The organism is Xanthobacter dioxanivorans (assembly GCF_016807805.1).
GTDB classification, from domain to species: Bacteria; Pseudomonadota; Alphaproteobacteria; order Rhizobiales; family Xanthobacteraceae; genus Xanthobacter; species Xanthobacter dioxanivorans.
This window is the reverse complement of record NZ_CP063362.1, coordinates 1,065,785-1,085,157: the sequence shown is the minus strand read 5'-3', so window position 1 is coordinate 1,085,157 and position 19,373 is coordinate 1,065,785. Positions and strand designations below refer to the sequence as shown.

Sequence of the window (19,373 nt, the reverse complement as noted above, 5' to 3'; positions counted from 1 at the left end):
CTCAGTTCGTCGGGGCGAGCTGGAACTTGCCGCCCTTCAGCTCCAGCACCTTGGCGGCGAGGACCGGTTCGCGGTCCTTGTCGAAGGAGAACGGGCCGAGGACGGTGTCCAGGTCCTTGGTGTCGGCGATGGCGGCGCGCAGCTTGGCCGGGTCGGAGGCGCCGCCCGCGCGCTTCACCGCGTCGGCGAAGATGGTAACGGCCGCATGCGCCTGCGCCGCGAAGGTGTCGGGCGCGTTGCCGTACTTGGCCTTGTAGGCCTCGACGAACGCCTTGTTGATGGGGTTGTCGTAGTCGATGAACCAGCCCGAGCCCACCAGGAAGCCCTCGGCCGCGGGGCCGGCGAGGTCGGCGAGCTTGGTGGAGATGGCGGCGTTGGCGCCGAGGAAGACGGTGGACTGGGGAATGCCCAGCTGGCGCGCCTGGCGCACGATGTTGGCGGTCTCCTCCGCGAGGCCGCCGACGACGATGATGTCGGGATTCGCCGCCTTGATCTTGGTGAGCTGGGCGGAATAGTCCACGTCGCCCTTCTGGAAGGTCTCGGTGGCGAGGATCTTGATGCCGGCCTTGTCGATCGCCGCCTTGTGCACGCCGTAGGCGGCCTTCATCAGCACGTCGTCGATGCCGTAGATCTGCGCGGCGGTCTTGGGGGCGTAGCGCTTCTGGGCGTAGGCGAGCACGCCGGGGAACACCGCCGCCTCCGGGGCGCTGGTGCGGAAAATGTACTCGCCGATGGCGGGTACGCCGGGCGCGGTGTTGGAGGAGGCGATCACCGGCACCTTGGCGGCGTTGGCGATCGGGTCGGCGGCGAAGGCGGAGGTGGTGAGCGTCGGCCCGAAGATGACCTTCACCTTGTCCTGGTTGATGAGGCGCTGGAAGATGTTCACCGTCTGGCCGCGGTCGCCGGCATCATCCTGGTGTACCGGCACCAGCTTGATGTCGCCGAGCTTGCCCGAGGCGTTGATCTCCGCGGCAGCAAGTTCCGCGCCGTTCTTCTGCATCACGCCGTAGAGCGCGGCGGAGCCGCCGGACGTGGACTGGACGATGCCGAGCTTCACGTCCTCGGCGCTCGCGGCGGATGCGAGGCCGAAGGCGGAAACCGCGATCAGAAGTGCCGTCAGGCGGGCGTGCATGGCCTTAACTCCTCAGGGGTGGGTCGATGCTGCGTCGGGGGAAGCGGAGGGTGGTCTGCGGCCTGCGCCGATGGCCTGCAGGACGGGCGTGAGGTCGTCGGCCCGGAAATGGACGTGCGGGGCATGGTCGGGCATTTCGGCGAGGCCGTGATCGCCGATCAGCACGGTCTGCATGCCGAGGTCGTGGGGCACCGCGAGGTTGACCGCCCGGTCGTCGAACATGATCGCCCGCGCCGGCACCACGGCATGGCGGTCGATCAGCGTCTCGTAGGCCTCGCGCCCGGGCTTGCCGATATAGCTGCAGGCCTCGATGTCGCACACCGCGTCGAACAGGCCGGCGATGCCGAGATGGTCGAGGAGGCGCGCGGCATGCCGGGCCGAGCCGTTGGTGAACACCAGGCGGCGGCCCGGCAGGGCGGCAAGCGCCGCGGTCAGCTCCGCGCGCGGCCCCACGGCCGCGAGGTCGATCTCGTGGACGAAGCCGAGGAAATCGGAGGGGTGCACCCCGTGGTGGCGCTGCAGCCCGATGAGCGAGGTGCCGTAGCGGGCGTAATAATGGGCATGCAGGTCCGCCGCCGCCTGCGCCTCGCAGCCGGTCAACTCCTGGATGAAGCGCACCACCCGCAGGCGCATCTGCTCGTAGAGGCCGGCCGAGTGGGGATAGAGCGTGTCGTCGAGGTCGAAGACGAAGGTGTCGATGTCCGGCCGCAGGCGGATGCCTGCGGTTGCCGTCTGCGAAGCCTGGGTCGTCGGGTCGTCCTGCGTCATCGTCTCCGTCCGCCGCGGCGGCGTCAGTTGGACAGCTGCTTGAGGCGGCTGATGGTGCGGTGGGCGCTCGGCTTGATGTCCTTCACGTCGAGGCTGATGTCGAGCGCCTTCACGGTGTGGGTCAGGTCGCCGATGGAGATCACGTCCACGCCGAGCTCGGCGATGGGCACGATGGTGGTCTCGTTGATGCCGCCGGAGGCTTCGGTCATGGCGCGGCCGTTCACCAGCTTCAGGCCCTCGCGCATCTCCTCGAGGTCCATGTTGTCGAACATGATGATCTCGACGCCGGCCTTGAGCGCCTCGTCCACCATCTCCAGCGTCTCGCACTCCACCTCGAACTTGAAGGTATGCTGGGCGCTGGCGCGCAGGATCTTCACCGCCTCGGTGATGGAGCCCGCGATCTTGATGTGGTTGTCCTTCACCAGCACGCAGTTGGCTAGGTTGAAGATGTGGTTGTGGGCGCCGCCCACCCGCACCGCGTACTTCTGCACCATGCGCAGGCCCGGCCAGCCCTTGCGGGTGTCGGTGATGCGCACCTTGGTGTGCTTGATGAGGTCGCGGTAGCGGCGGGTCTTGGTGGCGATGCCGCTCATCTGCTGCAGCCAGTCGAGGGCCGAGCGCTCGATGACGAAGAAGGTGGAGGCGCGCGCCTGCACCCGCATCAGCACGGTGCCGGGCTCCACCTCGTCGCCATCCTCCACCAGATACTCGATCCGCGCCTCCGGCTCGATGGTGCGGATGGTCTCGTCGGCGAACAGCATGCCGCAGACGATGCCCTTGCCCTTGGCGTAGATGTTCGCGGTCTGGATGGGATCGTCACCGACCAGGAAGCCGCCCGTGGTGTCACCGGAGCTCAGTTCCTCGCGCAGGCCCATCTCGATGAGCGGGCGGATCATAAAGCGGTTCACTTTCATGGGTCGGCTCCTGAGCGGCATGCGCCGCCCCATTCCCGGGGTGCGGCTGATAACATAGTGTGTCCATAGACACAATTGACTACGCGTTGTCCCGCCTCCGCCGCGTCAGGCGGAGAGCTTGTCGGTGAACACTTTCCCGCCCTTCATGATCAGATGAAGGCGATCACGCTGCTCCAGGATGCGGATGTCGGCCAGGGGATCCCCGTCCACCACCAGCACGTCGGCGAGGCAGCCCGGCTTCAGCGCCCCGAGGTTCGGCCGCTCGATGCATTCCGCGGCCCTGGTGGTGGAGGCGACGATGACCTCCATGGGCGACATGCCGAGCCAGTCCACCATGAAGCCCAGTTCCACCATGTTCTCGCCGACCAGCAGCCGGTGCGACTGGTCGGTGCCCATGGCCACCTTGACACCACGCCGCACGGCTTCCTTCCACAACGGGATCTGGGTCTGCATCAGCGAATAGATCTGCGCGTCCTTCACGTCCTCCTGACCGAGCTGGTGGCTCGCCCAGTCCTTGTTCTTGCGGCGATGCTCGATGGAGAGGGGCACCAGAGCGAGGGTCGGCACCCACCAGATGCCCGTCTCGATCATCTTGTCGATGCATTCCTCGTCCATGAACCAGCCATGTTCCAGGGAGTGGATGCCCGCCTGCACGGCATTCTTGATGCCGGCCAGCCCCTCGGCATGCACCGCCACGCGCTTGCCCTTGGCGGCGGCCTCGGAGACGGCGGTCGAGATCTCCGCGATGGTAAATTGCGGCTCGTCCCAACTGTCGGTGACCGAAGTGATCCCGCCGGTGGCGCAGATCTTGATGAAATCCGCGCCACGCATCAACAATTCGCGCACCAGGCGGCGGATTTCCTCCACCCCGTCGGCAACGGTGTTCGGCAGCCACGCGCGCTTCTGGATGCGCATGCCCGCCGGCAGCCAGTAGTCGCCGTGGCCGCCGGTCTGCGACACCATGCCCAACGAGATGAGCAGGCGCGGGCCGTCGATGACGCCTTCCGCGATGGCCTCGCGGAAGCCGGCATCGGCGCCACCCATGTCCCGCGCCGTGGTGATGCCGCAGGCGAGGGTCTCGCGGAATACCTCGATGGACTTCAGCACGTTGTAGGTCGGGGTGTTGAGCAGATGCTGGCGCATGTCGCGGGCGCGATAGGTGCCGTGCACATGGGTGTCGATGAAGCCGGGCAGCACCGTGCGTCCTGCGGCATCGAGGATGGTGGCGCCGGCGGGCACGCCGACCTGGGTCTCGGGGCCGGCCGCGGTGATGCGCCCGTCCTCGATCACCACGACGCCGCGCGCGACGGGGTCGACGCCGGTGCCGTCGATCAGGGTGCCGCCAACTATCGCGATGGCCATTCGCTGCTCACCTTTCTCGTCTGACGAAAAAACTAGCAATGTGAATTGCTGTGCATTGAGAGCCAGGCGCCGTCCGGACGTTGGGTCCAGCGCCGGGCCACTGGCCCGATCTTGGTGCCGTTACGTGAGATCCACGATCACGTTTTTGATTTCGCTGTAAAATTCCAGCGCGTTGAGGCCCAATTCGCGGCCGATGCCCGAGCGCTTGTAGCCGCCGAATGGCGCGAAAACGCTGGTCTTGCTGGCACTTGGCAGGCCATTCACCGCCACCATGCCCGTGCGCATGGCACGGGCCACGCGCAACGCTTGGCCGATATCGCGCGACCAGACCGAGCCGTTGAGGCCGTATTCGCTGTCATTGGCCAGGGCGACCGCCTCGGCCTCGGTCTCGAACGGCGTCACCGAGCAGACCGGCCCGAAGATCTCGCGGGCGAAGGCGGGATTGTCGGCGCCCACCTGCGACAGGATGGTTGGCGGGTAGAAGAAGCCCTCGCCCTCGGGCATCCGCCCGCCGCACACAAGGGTGGCGCCGGCGTCGAGGGCGAGGTGCACGTTGCGGTCCACCTCGGCGCGGTGGGCGGCCGAGATCAGCGGTCCGAGGCTGGTGGATGGGTCCAGCGGCCCCCCCGTGCGCAGGCCGGCGGCGGCGTCGCGGAAAGCGGCCTCGAAGGCCGGTACCGCCGCGCGCTGTACCAGCAGGCGCGAGCGGGCCGAGCAGGATTGCCCCGCATTGCCGAAGCCCGAGGCGACGGCGCCGGCCGCAGCCTTCGCCATGTCGGCATCGGCAAAGACGACGCTGGCATTCTTGCCCCCGAGCTCCAGCGCCACGCGCTTGATGGAGCCGGCGGCCATGCGCATCACCTGCGCGCCCACGGCGGTGGAGCCGGTGAAGGAGATGCCGTCGATGCGCGGGTCTTCTGCAAGGCGCCGGCCCACCTCGCCGTCGCCGGGCAGGATGTTGACCACTCCCGCGGGCGCGCCCGCGGCCTGGCAGGCCTCGGCCAGCAGCAGGGCGGTGAGCGGGGTGAGCGGCGCGGGCTTGAGGATGCAGGTGCATCCCGCCGCCAGCGCCGGCGCCAGCTTCCAGGCGGCGCCCAGCAGCGGGAAGTTCCAGGGCACGATCTGCGCCACCACGCCCAGCGGTTCGCGCAAAGTGAAATCCAGCAGGTCACGGCCGAGGGGAATGGTATCGCCGAAGAACTTGTCCATGGCGCCGGCATAATAGGTGAACACGCGGATCGCGCCTTCCACCTCCCGCGTGGCCCCGGACATGGGCTTGCCGCCGTTGACCGCCTCCACGGTCGCGAACTCGGCGAGGCGGGCCTTCAGGCCCGCCGCGATGGCATGGAGCACCGCGCCCCGCTCGACCGGCGGCAGATGGGGCCAGTCGCCGGTGTCGAACGCGCGGCGGGCCGCGCAGATGGCGTCTTCCACCTCCGCCGCGCCGGCCATGGCCACCCGCGCCAGGGCTTGGCCGGTCCACGGATCGACGAGGTCCTGGTCCTGCCGCTCGCGCGGGGTGACGAAGCGCCCGTCCACGAAGGGCTCGAGCCGCAGGTCCCGCACGGCGGGGACCGGCCCTGCGTCGGTGGCGCTCACGGGTGCACCGCCTCCCCGGCCTGCATCTGGGCGTAGAGCTTCGCCGCCGCCGCCGCGGGATCCGCCGCCTCGGTGATCAGGCGCCCGACGATGGCGAAGCGCCGCGGGCAGGCCTGCGACGCGGCGAGCGCCGCCTCGATCGTCCCGCCGAGCGCGCCGAAGCCGGTGATGAAGACCAGCGGCTTCTCCACGTTCGCGCCGATCCAGTTGGACCAGCGGGTGATCTTGGCGGCGTCGTGCGCCGGCAGCACGAAATGGTCGGCGCCGGCGGCGACCGAGCGGGCGAGGATGCGGTCGAGGGCGTCGTCCACCAGGTAGCCGCCGCCGGATACGCCGTAGTCCGGCACCGGGATCTCGCCGCCCACCACCGGCGGGATGCCGGCCTTGAGAGCCTCGCCGACGAAGCCGTCCACCGCGGTGGGGCCGGCGACCGGGAACAGGATCAGCCCGTCCACCCCGGCCTCGGCGCACATGGCGGTGAACTTCTTGGCCATGTCCGGCATGTCCGGCCCGGCCTTCTGGTGGTCGTAGAGGACCGGCAGGTCGGTGAGATCGCGCAGCCGGCGCATGGCTTCTCCGAGGCCCAGGCGCAGCACGCTGGTGAGCCCCAGCTTGTAGCCGACAACGCCCTCCACCTTCGACGTGGCCTTCACCACCAGATCGAAGCGCTCCTGCGTTTCGATGTCGAGGGCCGGAACGATCCCCACCTGGCCTGAAAACACCTTAGCCATCGGTTTCCTCGCTGACGTTTCTGTGTCGTCCGGACGCTAGGCGGGGGCGAGCCCTGCGGGTAGCGCCTGCGGATGACGGGGATGTGGGGCCAGTGGCCGGCGAGGGGCCAGCCCGGCCCCATTTCCACGCCTGGTGCCAGGGCTCAGGCGGCGAGCCGGGCCATGGCGGCGAGGAGGGTGAGGGCGTCCTGAAGGTCCTGCTCCTCCATGCCCCGGCCGATCAGCACCATGCGATTCTCGGTGACGCCGCCGGACGCGGCGGACAAGGTGCCGGGCGAATAGACCAGGCCCTGCACCCCGTGCAGCACCACGGGCTCGGCGAGTTCCTCGAGCTGGAGGATGCCCTTCAGCCGCAGCAGGGTGCCGCCGAACAGGTCGCCGATCCGGTCCAGCCAGTCGTCCACCGCCTCCCGCGTCAGCCGGCCGGGAAAGGCGAGGGACGCCGTCGCCACGGCGTGGGAGACGGCGGTTGCCGCGAACCGGCGACGCATGGGCCGCGGCTCCTGGCGCGGGTCGAGCCAGATCAGCCCGCCATTGTGCCCGGCATGCGACAGCAGATGGCGCTCCGCCAGCGGGTTGAGCGCAGCCACCTCGCTTTCCACCGCTGACAGCTGCGCGGGCGACACGAGGTCGGTCTTGGTGACCAGGATGCGGTCAGCCAGCGCCACCTGGGTCACCCCCTCGGCGTGATGGGCGAGGGTGGACGGGAAGTTCGCCGCGTCCACCACCGTGGTCACGCCGGCAATGGAGAAATGCCGGTTGAACAGGGGATCGGCGATCAGCGCATGGAGGATGGGCGCGGGGTCGGCGAGCCCGCTGGTCTCCACCACCACGCGGCGGAAGGCGAAGCCGTCGAGGGCGCGCCGGCGCAGCAGGCCGTTGAGGGTGGTGTTGAGGCTGCCCTTCAGACGGCAGCAGATGCAGCCGCCTTCCAGCAGCAGCACCTCGTCGCTCCCGGTCTCGATGAGCGCGTGGTCGATGCCCGCGTCGCCAGCCTCGTTGATCACCACGGCGGTGTCGCGGAAGGCCGGCCGTCGGAGGAGATCGTTGAGCAGGGTCGTCTTGCCCGAGCCGAGGAAGCCCGTGAGCAGGACGACCGGGATGTCGCTCATGCCGAAAGGAGACGCAGCAGCAGGCCGAGCGCGGCGCGCACCGCCTCCAGGCGGACGTTGTCGCGGCTGCCGGCGAAGACGTGGCGCTCCTCGATGAGCGTGCCGTCGCGGCCGGCGGCGGCGACGAAGATGGTGCCGACCGGGTTGATCGCATTGCCCCCGCCCGGGCCGGCATAGCCGGTGATGGCGACGGTCGCGCCGGCTCCCGAATGGTCGAGGAGGCCGAGCGCGAGCCCGCGCGTCACCTCGGTGCTGACGGCGCCGTGTGCCGCCGAGACCGCTTCCGGGACATCGAGGCCGGTGGCCTTGGCCGAGGAATGGTAGAGGACGTAGCCGCGCTCGAAGATCTCGGAGGCGCCGGACACCGAGGTGAGGCAGGCGCTCACCAGCCCGGACGTGACGGTCTCGGCGGCGGCGAGGCGGATCTTGCGATGCCGCGCCGCGTCGAGGACCTCGGCGGCCATGGTCAGGAGGGGAGCGGGAAAGAGGGTGTCATCCGCGGCAAGGAGGGCGGTATCCGACATTCACGTCGCCTTGTTGAACAGCGCAGGCCGTGTGCATGAAGCACGTCCGGCTGCCGTGAAAAATGGTTTCCCGCCCCGCGCCAAGTCAAGGCGAGGCGGCCTTGGCCCCAAAAGGCTGTTATCGACTGGACCTCTCGCCGGTGGCCTCGGCCGGCTCCAGCATCTACTGTCGCCGGTGCCCGCCGGACACCATCAATCGAGGCTCGCGTGCTGATCTCGCTCGATCGATCTTCCTCAAGCAGCCTGCAGGAACAGCTCTTCGAGCAGATCCGGCAGCAGATCCTGGATGGGCGGCTGAAGGGCGAGGCGAGCGTGCCGTCCTCGCGCCACCTCGCCCAGCAGCTGGGGATCTCGCGCAACTCGGTCACCTTCGCCTATGAGCGGCTGATCAACGAGGGCTACCTCATCACCCGCCCCATGGTGGGCACCTACGTGGCCGCGGTGCTGCCCGAGCGGGCCATGAGCCCGGCGGGCGGGGCCGCGGAGGCGCCGGCCCCATCCGAGCGGCGCTCGCCCGAGAAGCTGGCGCCTGCGGCCTTCACCGGGCGTTCCCACGCCATCCTCAACAACAGCCGCATCCCCATCGATTTCTGGCCCCAGCGCACGGACCCGCGCGCCTTCCCGCTGAAGACCTGGCGCCGGCTGATCCTGCATGCCCTCGCCGTGGCCGGCCACAACCTGACCGAATACGGCGATCCGTGCGGGCTGATGGCGCTGCGCGCCGCCATCGCCGACCACGTGGCGGTGATGCGCGACATCCATGTGCGGCCCGAGCAGGTGGTGATCGTGGCCGGCGCCCAGCTCGCGCTCAACCTGGCGCTGCGGGTGCTGGCCCGCGAGGGCGACACCATCGTGATCGAGAACCCTTGCAGCCAGGGCGCCGCCTACCTGTTCGAGAGCGTGAACATGCGGCTGTGCCCCATCGCCGCCGACGAGGACGGCATCGACACGGCGCAGCTGGCGCGGGTGGCGGCGCAGATCGCCTACGTCATGCCGTCGCACCAGTACCCCATGGGCGGCGTGCTCTCGCTGGAGCGGCGCAAGACCATCCTGGAATGGGCCGACCGCACCGGCGCCTACATCATCGAGGACGACTACGACAACGAGTTCCACTATGGCGGCATGCTGCTGCCGGCGCTCAAGGCCATGAGCCCGGAGAACGTCATCTATCTCGGCACCTTCTCCAAGTCGCTCGGCGCCGGCCTGCGGACCGGCTACGCCATCTTCCCCGACCATCTCGCCCCCGCCGCGGGTGCCGCCAAGGCGCTGCTCGACAATGGGCAGGTCTGGCTGGAGCAGGCGGCGCTGGCCGAATTCCTGCTCACCGGCGGCTTCGTGCGCCACCTGCGGCGGGTGCGGCTGCGCTACCAGCAGCGCCGCAACGCCATCGTCGCCGCCCTGCGCCAGCATTTCGGCCGGGTCGATCTGAGGGGAACCGAGGCCGGCACGCACCTCGCCTGGAAGCTGCCCGCCGGGCTGCCGCGCGCCCATCAGGTGGCGGCGCTGGCGCGCAGCCAGAATGTGGGCGTCTACACCATCCAGAGCGGCGGCGGCCACGAATACGGCAATGCCGACGTGAGCAACGACTGGCTCCTGCTCGGCTATGCCTCCCTGGCGGAGGACCAGATCGAGGCCGGCATCAGCCGCCTGAAGAGCCGGCTGTAGGGCGGTTTCGGCGGGAACGCGCCTTCGCCCCGGGCGGAAGCTCAGCCCTTCTTGTCCAGGAATGCCCGGACGATCGCGATCGTGGCCGAAGGGTTCTCCTCCATGATCCAGTGGCCGGATTCCGGGACGACCGCCTCGGTCACGTCGCTCGCGCCGGCGCGCATCACCGTCGCCATCATGGGGCCGAACGACTTTTCGCCGCCGACGGCCAGCACCGGCATGGCGAGCTTGCCCTTGGCGGCGAGGAAGGCGCGGTTGTCGATCGCGTCCTGGTCGAACGCGGCGAACTGCGCGAACCCCGAATGCATGGCGCCCGGCAAGGCGTACAGCGCGGCGTAGTGCACGCGCGAGGCCTCTGGGAAGCGGCCCGGATCCGCCGAGAACTCGTTCCAGAAGCGGTCGAGATAGATGCGCTCGCGCCCGGCGACGAGCCGCTCCATGTCCGGCCCGCCGAAGCGGAAGTGCCACAGCAGCGGGTTCTTCAGGATTTCGTCCCAAGGCCCGATGCCCGGCACCGGCGCGTCGATGAGCACGAAGCTTTTCACCCGCTCGGGGTGCTGCGCGGCGAAGGCGAACCCGACCATGTTGCCGATGTCGTGGGTCACGAGGTCGGCGCTCAGGACCTTGAGGGCGTCGAGGACCCCGGCCACGTCTTCGGCCTGGGTCTTCTTGTCGAAGCCGGACGCGGGCTTGGAGGAAAGCCCGAGCCCGCGCAGATCGGGGACGATCACCGTGTGGTCGCGGGCGAGGTCCGCGGCCATCGGCGCCCACATGTCGCCGGTCTCGCCATAGCCGTGCAGCAGAACCACCGCCGGCCCCGCGCCGCCGACGCGGACATGGATCGTGGCGCCGTTGGTCGCAATCTCCCGTGCCGCAAAGGACGCGGGGAAGGCGGGCACCTGGGCGCCGGCCGACGCGGCGAGGTCGGGGGCCATCAGGACAAGGGCGCCAAGGGTGATGCCGGACTTCAGCATGGTCGTCTCCCGCCCACCGGGAGGGCGGTCGCTGCGACCGTCTCTGTCTGCCCCGCTGGCCACGCAAAAGTTAGCAGTCCGAACGCGTCCGGATTAGGCTCGCAAAGAAGGAACAGCTTTTCGGAAAAACCGAACGATGATGAAGCTGGACGCCATCATGACCTTCGTCGTCATCGCCGATGCGGGCTCGCTCAGCGAAGCGGCGCGCCGGCTGCGCGTGTCCAAGTCGGTGGTGAGCGACCGTCTGGCCGAGCTCGAACGCAGCCTTGGCGCCACCCTGGTGCATCGCAGCACGCGCCGGCTCACCCTCACCGAGGACGGCACGGCATTCCTCGCCCGGGCGACCCGCATCGCCCGCGAGGTCGAGGCGGCCGCGGCCGATATGGCGGAGCGGCGGGGCGCCCTGGTCGGTCCCCTGCGCATTTCCGCGCCGGTGACCTTCGGCCGGATGCACCTCGGGCCGGCGATCTACCCCTTCCTTGCCCAGAATCCGGGGATCGCGCTCACGCTCGACCTTGATGACCGCCGCGTCGATGCCACCGCCGACGGCTTCGATGCGGTGGTGCGGCACGGCCCGATCGCGGATTCGCGGCTGATGGCGTGGCGCCTGGCGCCCAGCAGGCGGGTGCTGGTGGCCGCGCCCGACTATCTCGCGCGGCACGGCGCGCCCGGATCGCTGGCCGAGCTCGATGGCCATAGCGGCATCTTCTACACGAACCGCGGCGCCGGGGACTGGCGCTTTCCCGGGCCGGAGGGCGCGACGAGCGTGCGCGGCCGGCCCGCCCTTTGCGTGAACAACGGCGACATGATGCGCGACGCAGCCCTCGCCGGGCTCGGGATCGCTCTGCTGCCCCTGTTCATCGCCGGAGCCGAGATCAGGAGCGGCCGCCTCAGGGCCGTCGACGTGGGCGTCGAGCCGGAGGCCGCCTTCATCTATATCGCGCATCCGGAGGGCCGCCGGTCCTCCGCCAAGCTCAGGGTCTTCGCCGATTGCCTGCGCCAGGCGTTCGGCAGCCCGCCCTACTGGGAGCTGTGACGCCCGGGCCGCAGGTCAGGTCCGCGCGCGAAGTCGTTGCGCCGGGGGGGCGGGCTCTGTAGGTTGGGGCGAGGGTCCAGTTTCTGCGGGCCAGCCTCTCCACCGACAGTGCCAGGGTATGAGCGACATTTCGGATTTCATTGTGCAAGGCGTCGCGGCGAAGGAAGAGGCGGAGCAGGCACCCAGGCTCCAGGTCGGCACCCGCCTGCGCCATGCCCGCCTGCTTGCCGGCGCCCGGCTGAAGGACATCGCCGAGGCGGCCAACTGCTCCGAAAGCCTGCTGTCTAAGCTGGAGAACAACAAGATCCAGCCCTCGCTCAACATGCTCGCCCGCGTGTGCGAGGCCCTGCACCTCACCATCGGCGAGCTCTTTGCCACGCCGGATGCCGACCAGGAGGTGGTGCAGCGCACCGGGCAGCGGATGGTGGTCGAGCTTGATCCGCTGCGCCGGGGGGAGGGGATCCGGATGGAGCGCCTCATCCCCTACGCCAAGGGGCACCTGCTGCAGGGCAACGTGCACATCGTCGCCGCCGGTGGCGGCAGCGACGGGCTGGTCGCGCACGAGGGCGAGGAGGTGGGGTATGTGCTGTGCGGGCGCATAGAGCTTCTGCTCGGAGACAAAATCTTCAACGTGAATGCCGGCGACAGCTTTACCTATCGCTCCGAAATCCCGCACGGCTACAGAAATATCGGCGAGGAAGAGGCCCGGATCATCTTCATTAATACGCCGCCTTCTTTCTGATTTTTAGTTCAGGCGCGCAAATTTGAGGCGAAGGAAACGCGCCGGCATCGCGCGCGGACGATCATCGCCTACCGGGTAGGCTTCGTGGTGCCGGGCTGCCCATGAGGGGACCAAAGCCTGCCTATTTCATAGACTTTCTCTATCTTTCCTAAAATTCAAGTGACTTGAATTCGGCTTTCGCATGGCTTTAAGTTCTCCGCAGGGTCGCTGGCGCGGCCGACGGAGGAAAGCTATGGCGGAAGCGTTGCTCATCGATCAGGTGATGGATGAGGCCCACGGCACCTACCAGCCCTATGGCTGGCACCACTGGCCGAAATTTCCCTGGATGAGCTACCAGTTTCGCCGCGCCCTGGGCGAAACCCAGGAGGGCGGCGGAGCGGTGTCCGAGTGCTTCCTCGCCGCCAGCCGGATGATCCCCGGCGACCAGGAAAGCTGGCATCGCGAGTGGAAGCACATCGCCGACTTCAATCAGCAGCGCGGCGACGAGGAGTTCGCCAAGGGCCATGTGCGCACCGCCATGAACTGCTGGCTGCGCGCCGCCAATTACTATCGCCACACCGAATTCTGGCTGGAATACGCCGACCCGCGCCGGCTTGAGACCTTCACCCAGATGGAGGCCTGCTCCGCCAAGTTCATCACCAACCTGAACCCGGCCGGCGAGGTGCTCGAAATCCCCTACGAGGACGGCAAGACCCTCTACGCCTATTTCGTCCGCGCCCCCTTCGACACCGGAAAGCAGCCGGTTCTCATCTGCATGGGTGGCCTTGATTCCATCAAGGACGAGATGTGGTTCATGCAGGCCCACGGCGCTCTCCAGCGCGGCATCTCGGTGCTGATGATCGACGGGCCCGGGCAGGGCGGAACGTTGCGCCGACACAAGATCCCGACCCGGCCCGATTATGAGGTGCCGATCGGCAAGTGCATCGACTACCTCGTCACCCGCGACGACATCGACCCGGCGCGCATCGCCGTGTGCGGCTCCTCCCTCGGCGGCTACTACGCGGCGCGGGCCGGCTGCTACGAGCCGCGCCTGGCGGCGGCCATCTCCCATGGCGCCATCTGGTCGATCCAGGAATTGTGGGCCGGCGCGGGCGAGGACCATGGCCTTGCCGACCACATCAAGTCGGTGTTCGGCGCCTCTTCCATGACGGAGGCCCTGGAAAAGGCCGCACCCTTCAAGCTGGAGGGTCACCTCGACCACATGACGTGCCCCTACCTCATCGTCCATGGCGGACACGACGTGCTCGGCGTCGCCGCGGCCCGCAAGGTGGCGGACTATGCCAAGTCCAAGGGCGTGGACGTCACCCTGCGCTTCGTCACCGAGGAGGAGACCGGCGCCGACCACTGCCAGCATGACAACCCGACCATCGGCCAGGAATTGATGGCCGACTGGCTCATGGACGTGTTCGGCATAAACGAGCGCGAGCTGCGCAGGAAGATCACCAATCCCCTGATCTGAGGCCTCGAAAGGCAGAAGTCATCATCTGAGCAGACCCTCACCGGAGTAGACTCATGGCATACGTCACCGGCTACGACGACGCTTACTATTCCATGACCTGGATGGGCGCGAAGGCCTATCCGGAAGGCGGTAATTCCGGCCGCTGCTACTTCACCGGCCTGCTCGGCATGTACCGCCTGTTCGGCGAAAGCGACGTGCTGTTCGCCGACGGCACCTCCGGCGACGGCTTCTCCTTCCGCTGGACCCCGGTGTGGGGCGCCCCCGCCTTCAACGGCGGCGCCGGCCCCTTCCACGAGATCTGGGAATACACCTCCTCCTCCCTCGGCTTCGAGGGCCACTGGGAGGAGGACCACGAGAACGGCTTCGACGAGGCGTTCGCCAAGCTGTGCGCGCTGGTCGACCGGGGCATCCCGGTGCAGGTGGGCCTGCACTACTCGCTCATGCTGCCCTATGGGGCCAGGACCTCGCCGCGCCTGAAGTTCCAGCACGAGACCATGGGCAAGACAGGTTTCGGCCACCATGTGGTGGTCGCCGGCTATGATCTCGACAAGGGCACGGTGACCATCTTCGAGCCCAACGACATCATGCCCCACTCCCGCTACGAGGCGCCGATCAGCGTCTTCCGCGAGGCATGGGCCCAGGCCAAGCAGCGCGGCGCCAGCGGCTACGAGCCGTGGGAGCACCACCATCCCTTCGGCGGGGAATGGACCCTGCACGATGGCTACGGTCCCTTCCTCATGGTGTGGGTGGAGCCCGGCCGAGATCCCGCCTGGGACATCGCCACATCCATCCGCCACTCGTTCCGCCGCAACCTTAAGATCCTGTGCGGCGATTATCCCAAGCCCTATGCCCTGTTCGGCAACCAGTGGCAGATCCCGCGCTTCGAGACCGGAGCGCCGGGCATGGCCGCCTTCGCCGAGAAGATCCGCAAGGGCGAGGTCGAGGACGTGCTCGCCCCCGACGGCACGCGCCGCCCGCTGTTCCTGCGAGGCCAGATCCCGAACCACGGCGTGCTCGGCCGGGCCGGCGCCGCCGGCTATCTGCGCCGCGTCACCCGGGAGCTCGGCCTGCGCGGTCTCGACACCACCGACGCCGCCGCGGCGGCCGAGTTGATGCAGAAGTCGTCCGACACCTTCCGGGTGTTGCGCTACGAGGCGGACCTGAAGGCGGCCGGCGAGATCCTCTCCCGCATCGCCGACATGGAGCTGTCCGCCCTCGCCGCCATGACGCGGGCCGTTGAGGCGGTGCGGCAGATCACGCACGTCGCGCCCAAGGCGCACGGCATCGCCGCCGAATGAGCGTCCGCGCGGGGCGCGCAAGCCCCCCGCGCCCCGTCTCCCATATCCTTGCAGGGGAACAAGAATGACGATCAGAGGAGCATTGCTCGGTCTGTTCATGAGTGTGGCCGCGGCGGGGTCCGCGGCGGCGCAGGCGGTGGACAATTACACGGTCAAGGTGGTCGCCGGCACGCCCGGCTACGACCACATCCAGCCCTTCGTCGCCGAATACCTGAAGCTCTGGGACAAATACGGCGTCAAGGTGGAGTTCATCGGCGGGAACTACCAGCGTTCCAACCAGATGATGGCCATCGGCGACTATGACGTGGGCTATAACCAGTATGCGAGCGCCCTGCGCTATCTCTCCGCCGGCATCGAGAACACCATCGTCGCCGCCTCCTCCGCCAATTGCGCGCTGATGGTGGCCTCGCCCAATGTGAAGTCCTGGGCGGACCTCAAGGGCAAGCGCATCGGCATCGTCACCAAGTTCGACGTGCAGTATCTCACCCTCACCAAGGAGATCCTGCCCCGCTTCGGCCTCACCGAGAAGGACGTGCAGCTTGCTTTGGTGCCGGTGCCGGAAGTGGCCTCCGCCCTGCTGACCGGCGACATCGCCGCCGCCTTCCCGTTCGAGCCCTACGGCACCAACGCCATCGACAAGGGCGCCAAGCTGCTTTTGCCCGCCAACGAGCTGGTGGACAAGACGAAGCTGGATTCCGACATGCTGCGCAACGGCATGATCATGAGCAAGAAGTTCGTGGCGGCGCATCCCGAGCTGGCGAAGCGCCTAGTCTGGGCGCATCTCGATGCGGTGCACATCATGCGCACCGACAAGAAGCTCGGCATGGAAGTGCTCAAGCACTACGTGCCGAACATGGACAGCAAGCTGCTGGAGCAGTCCTACGGCAATTGCGGCTGGACCTACAACGCGCCGCCCAAGGTCTGGATCGAGGCGCTGCTGGGCTGGATGGCGCAGGACAATCTGCTGCAGAAGCCGGTGAAGTACGAGGACGCCGTGGATCTCTCCATGGTCGAGAGCTATCCGGGCTATCCCGGCTATGAAAAGCTGAAGAAGTGAGGCCCGCATGGTGATCATCGACGGCCTCGACAAGAGATACGGCAACCAGGGCGCGGACGTCTCCGCGCTGGTGGATATCAACCTGAAGATCGAGGAGGGCGAGTTCATCTGCCTGCTCGGCCCTTCCGGCTGCGGCAAGTCCACCCTCCTGAAGATCGTCGCCGGACTCATCCCGGCGACGCACGGGCGCATGAGCATCGACGGCAAGGCGGTGGACGGGCCGGGGCCCGACCGCGCCGTGGTGTTCCAGGACTATGCGCTGTTCCCGTGGATGACCGTGCGCGACAACGTGGAGTTCGGCCTCCGGGCGCGCGGGCGCTCGGCGAAGGAGCGGCGGGAAATTGCCGACGGGCTGCTGAAGACCGTGGGCCTTGCGGATTTCGCCGCTCGCTTTCCGCATCACCTGTCCGGCGGCATGAAGCAGCGCGTCTCCATCGCCCGCGCCCTGGCGGTGAACCCCTCCCTGCTGCTCATGGACGAGCCCTTTGGCGCCCTTGACGCGCAGACGCGCGAGACGCTGCAGGACGAACTGCTGCGCATCTGGCGCGAATACAAGAAGACCGTGATCTTCGTGACCCACTCCATCGAGGAGGCGCTCTACCTCTCCGACCGGATCGTGGTGATGACCGCCCGCCCGGGCCGCATCAAGCAGGTGATCGCCGTGAGCGAGCCCCGGCCCCGGGACATGACCAGCGAGGCCATGGGCCGCCTCCAGCGGGAGGTGCGAGGCGTGCTCGGCGAGGAGATCAACCGCGCGGCCCAGCTGGAGCAGGCCGACATGATGGCGGGAGCGTGAGATGGCGATGACGGCTTCCCCCAAGGCGTCCACCTCCAAGGCGACAACCTTCGCCTCCTACCTGCCGCGCCTGCGCCTGCCGGGGCGGGACCGGCTGCTGGGGCTCGGCACCATCGCCGGCTTCCTGCTCATTTGGCAGGTGGTGTACAGCTTGGGGCTCATGCCCAAATGGGCCTTCCCATCGCCGTTCCAGGTGGTGGTCGCCTTCTACGACCTGACCCTGTCCGGCGCCCTGCTGTCCAACACGGCGGCGAGCGTCGGACGGCAGATCACCGGCGTCATGCTGGCGGCTCTGGTGGGCATTCCGGCCGGCCTGGTGATGGGCGCCTCGCCCACCATCCGCGCCGCCTTCCTGCCCTTGTGCCGGCTGCTCTATCCCATTCCCGGCATCGCCTGGATCCCGCTCGCCATCCTGTGGTTCGGCGTCGGCTTCACCTCCACCGTGTTCGTGATCTTCTTCTCCGGCATCTGGTCGATCATGTTCAACACCATGACCGGGGTGCAGACCCTGTCGGGCCAATACACGGAGGTGGCCAAGGTCTATCTCGCCTCCCGCAGCCTCTACACGCGCGCCATCCTCATTCCCGGCTCCTTGCCCTACATCATCACCGGCATGCGCCTGACCTATGGCGTGGGCTGGCGCGTGATCGTCGGGGCGGAGATGATCTCGTCCATCACCGGCCTCGGCTTCCTCATCGATGACGCCCGCTGGCAGCTTCGGCCCGACATCATGATCTGCGGCATGATCACCATCGCCATGATCGGGTGGGTCTCGGAGAACTGGTTCTTCGACTGGGTCGAGAGGAAGACCGTCGAGCGCTGGGGCATGAAGACGGCCGGCTGAGCCGACCCCTCTGCATTGAAATCCGGACGGCGCCCTACGGCGCCGGCCCGCCTTCCGCACGCCCGAAACCTCTGCGCGGAGCCGTCCCATGACCGACACCGAAGCCAAGCTCATCGACGCCGTCGCCACCGACGCCTCGCCCCATTACGAGCCCTACGGCTGGCATCACTGGCCCGATTTTCCCTGGCCGTCCTACCAGTTCCGCCGCGCGCTGGGCGAGACGCAGGAGGGCGGCGGCACCGTCTCCGAGAGCTTCCTCGCGGCGAGCCGGATGATCCCGGGGGATTACGACAGCTGGCACCGCGAATGGATGGTGGTAGCCGACAACAACTTCCGCCGCGGCGAGGCGGAGGAGGCCAGGGGCCACATCCAGACCGCCATGAACTGCTATCTGCGCGCCGCCGACATGTACCGCTCGGCCGAGTTCTGGCTGGAGCCGACGGATCCGCGCCGCATGCCCACCTTCGAGAAGGCGGAGCTGTCCACTCGGCGCTTCCTTGCCCACACTGTGCCGCAGGGCGAATTCGTGGAGGTGCCGTACGAGGACGACGGCAAGCCCATGTACGGCTACTTCATCCGCGCGCCGTTCGACACCGGCCGGCAGCCGGTGCTGATCTCGTTCGGCGGGCTGGATTCCTACAAGGATGAGCTCTGGTTCATGACCGGGCGCGGCGCGCTCCAGCGCGGCATCTCCGTATTGCTCATGGACGGGCCGGGGCAGGGGGCGACCCTGCGCCGCCACGGCCTTGCCAACCGCTACGACTATGAGGTGCCGGTGGGCCGCTGCATCGACTGGCTCGCCACCCGCGACGACGTGGACACGAGCCGGATCGCCGTCTCCGGCTCGTCATTGGGCGGCTATTATGCGGCCCGCGCCGGCGCCATGGAGCCGCGCCTCGCCGCGGCCATCTCCCATGGCGGCGTGCTGAGCCTCTACGAGCGCTACAAGGATCGCGCCGAGGACCATGGCCTCGCCTCCCACATGAAGTGGGTGTTCGGCGCCGACAGCATGAAGGGCGTCGCCGAGAAGACCAAGAATTTCGACATGCGGGGCGTGTTCGAGAACATGAAATGCCCCTATCTCATCCTGCACGGCGGCCACGACGTGCTTGGCGTCGAGGCGGCGCGGCAGGGCTACCAATATGCCAAGGCCGCCGGCGTGAACGTCACCCTGATGCTGGTGGATGCCGAGATGACCGGCGCCGAGCATTGCCAGCACGACAATCCGACCTTGGGTCAGGAATTGATGATCGACTGGTTGGCGGACGTCTTCGGCATCGATCAGGTTGACCTCTCGCGGTCGCGCGCCATAGCGCCGGCCGCGTAGCCTTTCCGTCCGGCTCGCATTCCCAGGTTTCGG

Annotated in this window: 18 protein-coding genes; 9 read left to right on the top strand and 9 right to left on the bottom strand. The window is 68.1% G+C overall.

Annotation, left to right across the window (positions count from 1 at the left end; genetic code table 11):
* Position 1: 1 nt before the first annotated feature.
* The 8 genes from EZH22_RS05190 to EZH22_RS05155 all read right to left on the bottom strand — a co-directional run bounded on the left by EZH22_RS05190 (position 2) and on the right by EZH22_RS05155 (position 8,142).
* On the bottom strand, positions 2 to 1,132 hold the full coding sequence (locus EZH22_RS05190; RefSeq protein WP_203194688.1) for an ABC transporter substrate-binding protein: 1,131 nt from the start codon (positions 1,130 to 1,132) through the stop codon (positions 2 to 4).
* 12 nt (positions 1,133 to 1,144) lie between these two features.
* Positions 1,145 to 1,900 (bottom strand): pyrimidine 5'-nucleotidase, encoded by a 756-nt coding sequence (locus EZH22_RS05185; protein ID WP_203194687.1) that lies wholly within the window; start codon positions 1,898 to 1,900, stop codon positions 1,145 to 1,147.
* Between the two features lie 23 nt (positions 1,901 to 1,923).
* Positions 1,924 to 2,814, bottom strand: a complete 891-nt coding sequence (gene nadC / locus EZH22_RS05180; protein WP_203194686.1) for a carboxylating nicotinate-nucleotide diphosphorylase — start codon at positions 2,812 to 2,814, stop codon at positions 1,924 to 1,926.
* Positions 2,815 to 2,919: 105 nt separating this feature from the next.
* Positions 2,920 to 4,176 carry an amidohydrolase family protein gene (locus tag EZH22_RS05175; RefSeq protein ID WP_203194685.1) on the bottom strand — a complete coding sequence of 419 codons (1,257 nt, stop codon included), beginning with the start codon at positions 4,174 to 4,176 and terminating at the stop codon, positions 2,920 to 2,922.
* 120 nt (positions 4,177 to 4,296) lie between these two features.
* On the bottom strand, positions 4,297 to 5,775 hold the full coding sequence (locus EZH22_RS05170; protein ID WP_203194684.1) for an aldehyde dehydrogenase family protein: 1,479 nt from the start codon (positions 5,773 to 5,775) through the stop codon (positions 4,297 to 4,299).
* Positions 5,772 to 6,506, bottom strand: a complete 735-nt coding sequence (locus EZH22_RS05165) for an orotidine 5'-phosphate decarboxylase / HUMPS family protein (RefSeq protein WP_203194683.1) — start codon at positions 6,504 to 6,506, stop codon at positions 5,772 to 5,774. Before EZH22_RS05165 ends, EZH22_RS05170 begins: the two co-directional genes overlap by 4 nt.
* A gap of 143 nt (positions 6,507 to 6,649) precedes the next feature.
* Entirely contained in the window at positions 6,650 to 7,618 is a 969-nt protein-coding gene (locus EZH22_RS05160; protein ID WP_203194682.1) for a CobW family GTP-binding protein, read from the bottom strand.
* Positions 7,615 to 8,142: a CinA family protein gene (locus EZH22_RS05155; RefSeq protein ID WP_231711304.1), complete on the bottom strand. Its 528-nt coding sequence runs from the start codon at positions 8,140 to 8,142 to the stop codon at positions 7,615 to 7,617. Before EZH22_RS05155 ends, EZH22_RS05160 begins: the two co-directional genes overlap by 4 nt.
* A gap of 207 nt (positions 8,143 to 8,349) precedes the next feature.
* Here EZH22_RS05155 and pdxR point away from each other — a divergent pair, with 207 nt between their 5' ends.
* On the top strand, positions 8,350 to 9,807 hold the full coding sequence (pdxR, locus tag EZH22_RS05150; RefSeq protein WP_203194681.1) for a MocR-like pyridoxine biosynthesis transcription factor PdxR: 1,458 nt from the start codon (positions 8,350 to 8,352) through the stop codon (positions 9,805 to 9,807).
* 41 nt (positions 9,808 to 9,848) lie between these two features.
* Here pdxR and EZH22_RS05145 read toward each other — a convergent pair whose 3' ends face one another.
* Positions 9,849 to 10,781, bottom strand: a complete 933-nt coding sequence (locus EZH22_RS05145) for an alpha/beta fold hydrolase (RefSeq protein WP_408647670.1) — start codon at positions 10,779 to 10,781, stop codon at positions 9,849 to 9,851.
* Positions 10,782 to 10,917: 136 nt separating this feature from the next.
* Between EZH22_RS05145 and EZH22_RS05140 the strand changes: the two genes are divergently transcribed.
* The 8 genes from EZH22_RS05140 to EZH22_RS05105 all read left to right on the top strand — a co-directional run bounded on the left by EZH22_RS05140 (position 10,918) and on the right by EZH22_RS05105 (position 19,340).
* Positions 10,918 to 11,817, top strand: a complete 900-nt coding sequence (locus EZH22_RS05140; RefSeq protein WP_203194680.1) for a LysR family transcriptional regulator — start codon at positions 10,918 to 10,920, stop codon at positions 11,815 to 11,817.
* Positions 11,818 to 11,935: 118 nt separating this feature from the next.
* Entirely contained in the window at positions 11,936 to 12,559 is a 624-nt protein-coding gene (locus EZH22_RS05135; RefSeq protein ID WP_203194679.1) for a cupin domain-containing protein, read from the top strand.
* 232 nt (positions 12,560 to 12,791) lie between these two features.
* A complete protein-coding gene (locus EZH22_RS05130; protein WP_203194678.1) occupies positions 12,792 to 14,018 on the top strand; it encodes an alpha/beta hydrolase family protein in 1,227 nt (408 codons plus the stop codon).
* A gap of 53 nt (positions 14,019 to 14,071) precedes the next feature.
* Complete coding sequence (locus EZH22_RS05125; protein ID WP_203194677.1) at positions 14,072 to 15,316, top strand: cysteine peptidase family C39 domain-containing protein; 1,245 nt, start codon at positions 14,072 to 14,074, stop codon at positions 15,314 to 15,316.
* Positions 15,317 to 15,380: 64 nt separating this feature from the next.
* Entirely contained in the window at positions 15,381 to 16,373 is a 993-nt protein-coding gene (locus EZH22_RS05120) for an ABC transporter substrate-binding protein (protein WP_203194676.1), read from the top strand.
* Between the two features lie 7 nt (positions 16,374 to 16,380).
* The gene (locus EZH22_RS05115; protein ID WP_203194675.1) at positions 16,381 to 17,169 is read left to right on the top strand and encodes an ABC transporter ATP-binding protein; all 789 of its coding nucleotides are present in this window, start codon (positions 16,381 to 16,383) and stop codon (positions 17,167 to 17,169) included.
* 1 nt (position 17,170) lies between these two features.
* Positions 17,171 to 18,013, top strand: a complete 843-nt coding sequence (locus EZH22_RS05110) for an ABC transporter permease (protein WP_203194674.1) — start codon at positions 17,171 to 17,173, stop codon at positions 18,011 to 18,013.
* Positions 18,014 to 18,101: 88 nt separating this feature from the next.
* Positions 18,102 to 19,340: an alpha/beta hydrolase family protein gene (locus tag EZH22_RS05105; RefSeq protein WP_203194673.1), complete on the top strand. Its 1,239-nt coding sequence runs from the start codon at positions 18,102 to 18,104 to the stop codon at positions 19,338 to 19,340.
* Positions 19,341 to 19,373 lie beyond the last annotated feature (33 nt).